Source organism: Streptomyces sp. sk2.1 (assembly GCF_008120935.1).
Classification (GTDB): Bacteria; Actinomycetota; Actinomycetes; order Streptomycetales; family Streptomycetaceae; genus Streptomyces.
Genome location: NZ_RDBO01000060.1, coordinates 1 through 9,210, shown reverse-complemented (window position 1 = coordinate 9,210; position 9,210 = coordinate 1). Strand labels below are relative to the sequence as shown.

General features: G+C 71.4%; 8 protein-coding genes and 1 other annotated feature. Of the genes, 5 read left to right on the top strand and 3 right to left on the bottom strand.

Annotated elements, in window-relative coordinates:
- Nucleotides 1–970: S-methyl-5-thioribose-1-phosphate isomerase (gene mtnA / locus EAO76_RS21790; RefSeq protein ID WP_148837676.1), on the bottom strand; the 970-nt coding region annotated here is incomplete at its 3' end.
- A 140-nt stretch (nt 971–1,110) separates the two neighbouring features.
- Between mtnA and EAO76_RS21785 the strand changes: the two genes are divergently transcribed.
- The 5 genes from EAO76_RS21785 to EAO76_RS21765 are packed head-to-tail and all read left to right on the top strand — an operon-like array spanning nt 1,111 to nt 6,546.
- Nucleotides 1,111–2,340: a hypothetical protein gene (locus tag EAO76_RS21785; RefSeq protein ID WP_148837642.1), complete on the top strand. Its 1,230-nt coding sequence runs from the start codon at nt 1,111–1,113 to the stop codon at nt 2,338–2,340.
- Between the two features lie 4 nt (nt 2,341–2,344).
- On the top strand, nt 2,345–3,034 hold the full coding sequence (locus EAO76_RS21780) for a DUF4129 domain-containing protein (RefSeq protein WP_148837641.1): 690 nt from the start codon (nt 2,345–2,347) through the stop codon (nt 3,032–3,034).
- A complete protein-coding gene (locus EAO76_RS21775) occupies nt 3,031–4,227 on the top strand; it encodes a DUF4350 domain-containing protein (RefSeq protein ID WP_148837640.1) in 1,197 nt (398 codons plus the stop codon). The genes EAO76_RS21780 and EAO76_RS21775 overlap by 4 nt, the downstream gene beginning before the upstream one ends.
- Nucleotides 4,224–5,225, top strand: a complete 1,002-nt coding sequence (locus EAO76_RS21770) for a MoxR family ATPase (protein ID WP_148837639.1) — start codon at nt 4,224–4,226, stop codon at nt 5,223–5,225. The genes EAO76_RS21775 and EAO76_RS21770 overlap by 4 nt, the downstream gene beginning before the upstream one ends.
- A gap of 10 nt (nt 5,226–5,235) precedes the next feature.
- On the top strand, nt 5,236–6,546 hold the full coding sequence (locus EAO76_RS21765; RefSeq protein ID WP_148837638.1) for a DUF58 domain-containing protein: 1,311 nt from the start codon (nt 5,236–5,238) through the stop codon (nt 6,544–6,546).
- 40 nt (nt 6,547–6,586) lie between these two features.
- Here the strand turns inward: EAO76_RS21765 and EAO76_RS21760 are convergent, their stop codons facing one another.
- Both EAO76_RS21760 and EAO76_RS21755 read right to left on the bottom strand, forming a co-directional pair.
- Nucleotides 6,587–7,732: an RNA polymerase sigma factor gene (locus EAO76_RS21760; protein WP_148837675.1), complete on the bottom strand. Its 1,146-nt coding sequence runs from the start codon at nt 7,730–7,732 to the stop codon at nt 6,587–6,589.
- A gap of 8 nt (nt 7,733–7,740) precedes the next feature.
- On the bottom strand, nt 7,741–8,148 hold the full coding sequence (locus tag EAO76_RS21755; protein ID WP_148837637.1) for a YciI family protein: 408 nt from the start codon (nt 8,146–8,148) through the stop codon (nt 7,741–7,743).
- Between the two features lie 211 nt (nt 8,149–8,359).
- Nucleotides 8,360–9,210: a sequence feature (most likely nonfunctional fraction of RNA operon), on the bottom strand.

Genomic DNA, 9,210 nt, shown 5'->3' with positions numbered 1-9,210 from the left:
CGTCCACCCCTCGCGCCCCCGGCGATGTGAACTCCGTCACTTCGTTCGCCGACCGCTGCTCCACGACGATCGACGCACCGTCCGGGGTGTGCAGGTCGGCGGTCGTGGTCGGCGCCACCACGATGAACGGCACGTGGTGGTACTTGGCGAGCACCGCCAGCGGGTAGCTCCCCACCTTGTTCGCCACCGACCCGTCCGCGGCGATGCGGTCCGCCCCGATGAGCACGGCGTCCACCTCCCCCGCGGCGAACAGCGAACCCGCGGCATTGTCCGTGAGCAGGTCGTACGGCATGCCGTTGCGCGCCGCCTCGTACGCGGTCAACCTGGCCCCCTGCAGCAGCGGACGTGTCTCGTCCACCCACAGCCGCCTCAGCCGCCCCTGCCGGTGCGCCCCGAGCGCCACGGCGAAGGCGGTGCCCTCACCGCCCGAGACGAGCGCCCCCGTGTTGCAGTGCGTCAGCAGCCGGTGCCCGTCCCCGCCGGGCAGCAGCTCGTCCAGCAGGACGAGGCCGTACCGGGCCATGCGCCCGCTGGCCTCGGCGTCCTCCCGGTGCAGCGCCCTGGCCTCGGCCAGCACCGCCGCCGCGGCCCGCTCCCGGTCCGCGCCCTTCCCGACGGCCCTGCGGTACGCCCCGGCGGCCCGCCGCACCCCGTACCCGAGGTTCACCGCGGTGGGGCGCGCCCGCTCCAGCAGCTCCGCGGCCCGCTCGACGTCGTCGCCCCGCGCGGCCGCGAGCGCGACCCCGTAGGCCCCCGCGATGCCCAGCAACGGGGCGCCGCGCACCGCCAGCGTCCGGATCGCCCGCACCAGCTCGGGCACATCGGTGCAGCCCAGCTCGACCTCCTCCACCGGCAGGCGGGTCTGGTCGAGGAGCACCAGCACAGGTCCTTCCGGAGGCTCGGCCCAGCGGAGTACGGAAGGTGCGGGGGACTCGATGCCCGCCGCCGATTGCTCGTCCTGATCAGCCATTCGCCCAGTCTGCCCGGTGAGGCCCCTGCGGATGAAGGTACGAAGGAGATGGAGCGCCCGGTCCACGGCGGGGCATCGCGTGGCACGATGGCTGCCAACCTGCTGCCCCGATGAGCGGTCAGGACCGTGAAGGAGCGAGAATGAACGACACTCCGGGCTGGGCCTCGCCCGGATCCGCCCCCTCCGAGGGCCAGGGCGCGAACGTCCCCCGGCCTTCCGAGCCCGCCGACGGCAGCGGCCAGGGAGGCAACTGGTCCTCCACCCAGCCGCCCGCAGGGCAGTGGTCCCCACCGAGCGCTCCCGGCGCAGGTCCCCACACGCCTCCTCCCGCCGTCGGCCGGGGTGCCGGAGGCCCGGGTCCCGGTCCGGGCGGCGGACCGTACGGCCCCGGCTGGGGGCAGCCGCCCGCCGCGGCCAAGCCCGGTGTCATCCCGCTCCGCCCCCTCGGCGTCGGCGAGATCCTCGACGGTGCGGTCTCCACCATGCGCGCCCACTGGCGCACGGTCCTCGGCATCACCCTCACCGTGTCCGTGATCGCCCAGATCGCGATCATCCTCGTACAGCGCTTCCTGCTGCCGGACCCCGTGGAGATCGATCCGGACGCCACCGGGCCGGAGGCGCTGCGGCAGGCCGCCGACTCGGCACAGTCGGCGCTGATCAGCAGCCTGCCCTCCGTGCTGATCGGCATGATCGCCACGCTGATCACGACCTCCGTGCTGACCGTGGTGATCAGCCGCTCGGTGCTGGGGCGCCCGGTGACGCTCGCCGAGGCGTGGGCGGAGGCCCGGCCCCGGCTCGCTCAGCTGCTGGGGCTGACCCTGCTGCTGGCCCTGATCAGCGCCGCCATCCTGACGGTCGGCATCCTGCCGGGTCTCCTGATCGGCTCCGCCGCCGGCGCGGCACTGGCCCTCATCGGTTTCCTGGCCTCGTCCGCCGTCACCATCTGGCTGATGGTCCGCTTCAGCCTCGCCTCCCCGGCCCTGATGCTGGAGCGGCAGTCGATCGCCGCCTCCATGCGCCGTTCCGCGAAGCTCGTCGGGGGCGCCTGGTGGCGGACCTTCGGCGTCCTGGCCCTCACCTGGCTGCTGACGTTCATCGTGTCCATCATCGTCGCCATCCCGTTCGGCGTCATCGCGATGGCCGTGGACGGCGGCGGGATCGGCTCCGTCCTCACGGACGGGTCCATGGACTTCGGCTGGCCCTTCCTCATCGTCTCCGGCATCGGCGAAGTGGTCATCTCGACGATCACCTATCCGCTCTCCGCCGGTGTGATGGCCCTGCTCTACATCGATCAGCGCATCCGCCGCGAGGCACTCGACCTCGAACTCGGCCGGGCGGCGGGCCTGCCCGGATACGACACCGGGAACTGATGCCGTGTCGGGAGCGGGGGGCATCACAGCAGTACGGTCACTGATCCGCGCGAGCGGCGACATACCCGTGGACACCCCACGGGTTCCCGCCCGGGAGGCCGCCGAGCGCGAACTGTCCAAGCCGATGTACCACGAGAACGATCCCAACCTCCTCCAGCGCGGCCTCGACCGGCTCTGGGACTGGATCGGCGACCTCCTGGGCGCGGCGTCCGGCGCCGCACCGGGCGGCCCGCTCGGCCTCGTCGTGCTCGTGCTGGTCGTCATCGGCCTGCTCGGCGCGCTCTGGTGGCGGCTCGGGACACCGCGTCCCGTCGTGCGTTCCGCGGAGGCCCTCTTCGAGGAAGGCCCCCGCAGCGCGGCCGAACACCGGAAGGCCGCGGAGGCGCACGCGGCCGCCCATCGCTGGAACGAGGCGGTCCAGGAGCGCATGCGCGCCCTCGTCCGTTCCCTGGAGGAACGCGCCCTGCTGGCCCCCCGCCCCGGACGCACCGCCGACGAGGCCGCCGCGGAGGCGGGCCGTTCACTGCCCGCGCACGCGACGCGGCTCCGTGCCGCCGCCAGGGAGTTCGACGACGTCACGTACGGCGGCCGCGCCGCCGACGAGCGGGCGTACCTGGACGTGCGGGACCTGGACCTCGCGCTCGAAACCGCCAAGCCCGTCCTGACGGCCGCAACCCGGGGAGCGGCCGAATGACCCGAGCCACCGCCGCCACCTCGGCATCCCTCACCCCCCGCCAGGTCTGGGTTCGCGTCCGCGGTCTCCTGCTCGCCCTCCTTCTGCTCGTCGTCGCCGCGATCGTCCTGGCGAGCGTGCGCTCCGGCGACCAGCACGGCCGCCTCGACCCCCGCTCCGCCGACCGGTACGGCAGCCGGGCCGTCGCCGAACTCCTCAAGGACCGCGGGGTCTCCGTCCAGGTGGCCACCACGCTCCGCGAGGCCACGGCCCGGCTGGGCCCCGACACCACGCTGCTCGTCACCTCCCCCGACCTGCTGGCCCCGGAGCAACAGGACAGGCTCCGCGCTGCGGCCGAGGACTCGGCGGGCCGCACCGTCCTCCTCGCGGCGGGCCCTTCCTCCGTGAGTACGCTGGTGCCCGGTGTCGGCGCCGAGTCCGCCGGCTCCGTGGTCCCCCGCGACCCCGAATGCCCGCTGCCCGCCGCCCGCGCCGCGGGCGATGTCGAAACAGGGGGCTTCCGCTACATCGCGGGCGGTTCCGCCACCACCTCCTGCTTCCCGAGCAATGGCCTTCCGACCCTGCTCCTGGTCGAGCGGGGCGCCGGTGACACCGTGCTCCTCGGCTCCCCCGACCTCCTTCGCAACGACCGGCTCGCCAACCGGGGCAACGCCTCCCTGGCCCTGCAACTCCTCGGTTCCCGTCCTCATCTGGTCTGGTACCTCCCCTCGCTCGCCGATACCTCCGCCGTCGGCGACGGCGGCGATGGAGCCGGTGACGGCCGCAGCTTCACCGACCTGATCCCGCGGGGCTGGCTGTGGGGCACGCTCCAGCTGGCCCTGGCCGCCGTGCTCGCCGCCGTCTGGCGCGCCCGCCGCCTGGGCCCCCTGGTGGCCGAGCGGCTGCCCGTGGCCATCCGTGCCTCCGAATCCACCGAGGGCCGGGCCCGCCTCTACCGCAGGGCGAACGCCCGTGACCGCGCCGCCGACTCGCTGCGCACCGCGTCCCGTGCCCGTATCGCCCCGCTCATCGGCGTCCCCTCCCGCGACGCCCACTCCCCCTCGGTGCTCGTCCCCGCTCTTTCCGCCCGCCTCGGCACCACCGACGACAGCATCCAGGCGCTGCTCTTCGGCCCCGTTCCGGCCGACGACGCCGCCCTCGTCCGCCTGGCAGACCAACTCGACACCCTCGAAAGAGAGGTACGCACGTCATGAGCGCCCCGCCCCCGGTGCCCGCCGGCACCCCCGAGACCACCGGGAACGGCGACACGGCCCGCGCAGCCCTGGAAGCACTGCGTTCCGAGATCGCCAAGGCCGTGGTCGGCCAGGATCCCGCGGTCACCGGGCTCGTCGTCGCCCTGCTCTGCCGGGGCCACGTCCTGCTCGAAGGCGTGCCCGGCGTGGCCAAGACCCTCCTGGTCCGGGCCCTCGCCGCCTCGCTCGAACTCGACACCAAGCGCGTCCAGTTCACCCCCGACCTGATGCCCAGCGATGTCACCGGCTCACTGGTCTACGACGCCCGCACAGCGGAGTTCTCCTTCCAGCCCGGTCCCGTCTTCACCAACCTGCTTCTCGCCGACGAGATCAACCGCACCCCTCCCAAGACGCAGTCCTCCCTCCTGGAAGCCATGGAGGAGCGCCAGGTCACCGTCGACGGAACCCCTCGGCCGCTGCCCGACCCCTTCCTCGTCGCCGCCACGCAGAACCCCGTCGAGTACGAGGGCACCTACCCGCTTCCCGAAGCCCAGCTGGACCGCTTCCTGCTCAAACTGACGGTGCCGCTCCCCTCACGGGAGGACGAGGTCGACGTCCTCATCCGGCATTCAGACGGCTTCGATCCGCGCGACCTCAAGTCGGCGGGCATACGCCCCGTCGCGGGTCCGGCCGACCTCGAGGCCGCCCGTGACGCGGTCGCCCGGACCAAGGTCTCTCCCGAGATCGCCGGCTATGTCGTCGATATCTGTCGTGCCACGCGTGAATCCCCCTCGCTCGCCCTCGGCGTCTCCCCCCGAGGTGCCACCGCACTGCTGTCGACCGCCCGCGCCTGGGCCTGGCTCACCGGCCGTGACTACGTCATCCCGGACGATGTGAAGGCCCTGGCACTCCCCACGCTCCGCCACCGCGTTCAACTGCGGCCCGAGGCGGAGATGGAGGGGGTCACCCCCGACTCCGTCATCACCTCGGTCCTCGCCCACGTCCCCGTACCCCGATGAGGCGGTGACCGTGGCGCTCACCGGACGTACCGCCCTGCTGGCCGCCCTGGGGTCACTCCCCGTAGGCATCCTGGCCCCGAGCTGGACCGGCCTGCTCGCGGTCAACGCACCGCTCTCTCTCGCAATTCTGTGCGACTACGTCCTGGCTGCACCAGTGCGAACGCTCCAGTTCACCCGATCCGGTGACACGAACGTTCGACTCGGCGAGACCGCCGAGGTGCAACTCACCGTGACCAACCCTTCCCGCCGCCGACTACGGGCACACCTCCGTGACGCCTGGCCCCCCAGCAGTTGGTCCGCGGGGACGGAGCAGGCCGCCTCCCGGCACAGGCTGACGGTCCCGACGGGGGAACGCCGTCGGCTGACCACGTTCCTGAAGCCCACCCGGCGGGGCGATCGCCGTGCCGAGCGCGTCACCGTCCGCTCGTTCGGCCCGCTGGGGCTCGCCGCCCGCCAGGGACATCACCAGGTCCCCTGGACGGTGCGGGTGCTTCCTCCTTTCACGAGCAGGAAGCACCTGCCGTCCCGGCTCTCCAGGCTCCGTGAACTGGACGGCCGCACCAGCGTGCTCACCCGCGGCGACGGAACGGAGTTCGACAGCCTGCGCGCGTACGTGCCCGGCGACGACACCCGGTCCATCGACTGGCGGGCCACGGCACGCCAGTCCGCCGTGGCGGTGCGCACGTGGCGCCCCGAACGGGACCGCCACATCCTCATCGTCCTGGACACCGGCCGCACTTCGGCGGGACGGGTCGGTGACGTGCCCCGCCTCGACGCTTCCCTGGACGCGGCCCTGCTGCTCACGGCGCTCGCCACCCGTGCGGGCGACCGCGTGGACCTGCTCGCCTACGACCGCCGGGTCCGCGCGCAGGTCCAGGGCCGGTCGGCGGGCGAGGTCCTGTCGGCCATGGTGAACGCCCTGGCCCCCGTCGAGCCGGCCCTCGTGGAAACCGATGCCCGGGGCCTCAGCGCCGCTGTCCTCGCCGGCGCGCCCCGCCGTTCCCTGGTCGTGCTGCTGACCGGTCTGGACGCCGCCCCCGTGGAAGAGGGTCTGCTTCCCGTGCTGCGCCGTCTGACCCAGCGCCACACGGTGCTGGTGGCTTCCGTGGCGGATCCCCATGTCGAGCGGATGGCGAAGGCCAGGGGCACGGTGGACGCGGTCTACGAGGCCGCCGCGGGCGCCCGGGACAGGGCGGGTCGACTGCGTACCGCGGAGCGGTTGCAGCGCCACGGCGCCGTGGTGGTGGACGCCACTCCGGACGATCTCGCCCCGGCCCTCGCCGACGCCTATCTCGCTCTCAAGGGGGCCGGGCGGCTCTGAGCCACGCCATGCGGCCGCGAGAGGGGCCGGGCCCGTCCCATCAGCGCCGGTGGTGAGTGTTGAGGCGGGCGGCCCGGCGTGTCAGGTGGTCCCGTTCGGCGAGGTCGGGGGCTTTCCGGGCGGCCTCAACGTACAGCCGTGCCGCCGTCACCGGATCGCCGTCGCGCTCGTGGAGGTACGCCGCCACCGCGGTGTAACGGGGCAGCGAGTCGTCCAGCGCCGCGAGAGCCGCCAGCCCCGCACGCGGTCCGTCGGCCTCTCCGACGGCCACCGCACGGTTGAGCCTGACGATCGGATTGTCGGTCAGGCGTACGAGCTCGTCGTACCACTCGACGATCTGTACCCAGTCGGTCTCCTCGGCCCTGGGCGCGTCGGCGTGGAGCGCCGCGATGGCGGCCTGGGCCTGGAACTCGCCCAGTCGGTCACGGGCGAGGGCCGCCTGCAGGATCTCGACGCCTTCGACGATCAAGCCGATGTCCCATCGGCCGCGGTCCTGCTCGGCGAGCGGCACCAGGCTGCCGTCGGACGCGGTCCGGGCGGCACGTCTGGCGTGGTGGAGCAGCATGAGGGCGAGCAGCCCCGCCACCTCGGGGTGGTCGATCGCGGCCGCGAGCTGCCTGGTGAGCCGGATCGCCTCGGCGGCGAGGTCGATGTCGCCGGAGTAGCCCTCGTTGAAGACCAGGTAGAGGACGCGCAGCACGGTGGCGACATCGCCGGGCCGGTCGAGCCGTACGCCGGAGACGGTGCGCTTGGCCCGGCTGATGCGCTGCGCCATGGTTGCCTCGGGCACCAGGTATGCCTGGGCGATCTGGCGGGTGGTCAGTCCGCCGACGGCGCGCAGGGTGAGGGCGACCGCAGAGGACGGCGTCAGTGACGGGTGGGCGCACAGGAAGTAGAGCTGGAGCGTGTCGTCCGCCGCGGGTGCGGGGCCGGGCGCCGGTTCCTCGTCGACCAGGTCCTCACGTCGGCGGCGGGCCGCGTCCGCCCGGCTCGCGTCGAGGAACCGGCGCCAGGCCACGGTGATCAGCCAGCCCTTCGGATCCCGCGGCGGATCGGTCGGCCAGACCCGGACCGCTTCGACCAGCGCGTCCTGTACGGCGTCCTCGGCCGCCGCGAAGTCGGCTCCGCGGCGGACGAGGATTCCGAGCACGTTCGGTGTGAGGCTCCGGAGCAGGACCTCGTTCATCGATGTGGTCACTCCGCGATGGTGGGCGGCGCGGCCAGGAACGGACGCACCTCGAGCCACTCGTGGATCGGCTTTCCGCCGGCCCCGGGAGCGGCCGACAGTTCCCCGGCCAGCTCGACGGCACGCTCGTAGCTGTCGACGTCGATCACCATCCAGCCGGCGATGAGGTCCTTGGTCTCGGCGAACGGCCCGTCGGTGACCGGGGGCCGCCCTTCCCCGTCGTAGCGGACCCATGCCCCCTCGGGGGCGAGCGCCTGTCCGTCGACGAACTCACCGGTCCCTTCCAACCGGGCCGCGAAGTCGTGCATGTACTGCATGTGGGCCGAGATCTCCTCCGGCGTCCACTGGTCCATGGGCACGTCGTTGGCGGGGGTCGGGGCGCCTCGGTAGTGCTTGAGCAGCAGGTACTTGGCCATGGTGTCTCTCCTCGGTACTGATGCGGCTGCGACCCATCTTGGTCGCGTTCACTACGGGGACGGAGCCAACCACAGGTTCTCGACATCATTGCCCAAGATTTTTTGGCTCCGATGTCACCCGCCGGGGCCACAGGGGCGGAGACGACCGGCCGCGGCCGGCATGACCGGGTCCTGGATCTGGGTGGTGAACGCAGAAGAGCCCCGCACCATGAGGTGCGGGGCTCTCCCGGAATGATTGTTCGGCGGCGTCCTACTCTCCCACAGGGTCCCCCCTGCAGTACCATCGGCGCTGAAAGGCTTAGCTTCCGGGTTCGGAATGTAACCGGGCGTTTCCCTAACGCAATGACCACCGAAACACTATGAAATTCTGAACAACCGGTGACAACACAGCCGTTCGTTATTTCAGAACAAACACAGTGGACGCGAGCAACTGAGGACAAGCCCTCGGCCTATTACGCTGCACCTAAATGCATTTCGGGGAGAACCAGCTATCACGGAGTTTGATTGGCCTTTCACCCCTAACCACAGGTCATCCCCCAGGTTTTCAACCCTGGTGGGTTCGGTCCTCCACGAAGTCTTACCTCCGCTTCAACCTGCCCATGGCTAGATCACTCCGCTTCGGGTCTTGAGCGTGCTACTAAAACCGCCCTGTTCGGACTCGCTTTCGCTACGGCTTCCCCACACGGGTTAACCTCGCAACACACCGCAAACTCGCAGGCTCATTCTTCAAAAGGCACGCAGTCACGACTGCATGTGCAAGCACATACAGCGACGCTCCCACGGCTTGTAGGCACACGGTTTCAGGTACTATTTCACTCCGCTCCCGCGGTACTTTTCACCATTCCCTCACGGTACTATCCGCTATCGGTCACCAGGGAATATTTAGGCTTAACGGGTGGTCCCGCCAGATTCACACGGGATTTCTCGGGCCCCGTGCTACTTGGGTGTCTCTCAAGCAAGCCGTCAATGTTTCGGCTACGGGGGTCTTACCCTCTACGCCGGACCTTTCGCATGTCCTTCGCCTACATCAACGGTTTCTGACTCGCCTCACGGCCGGCAGAC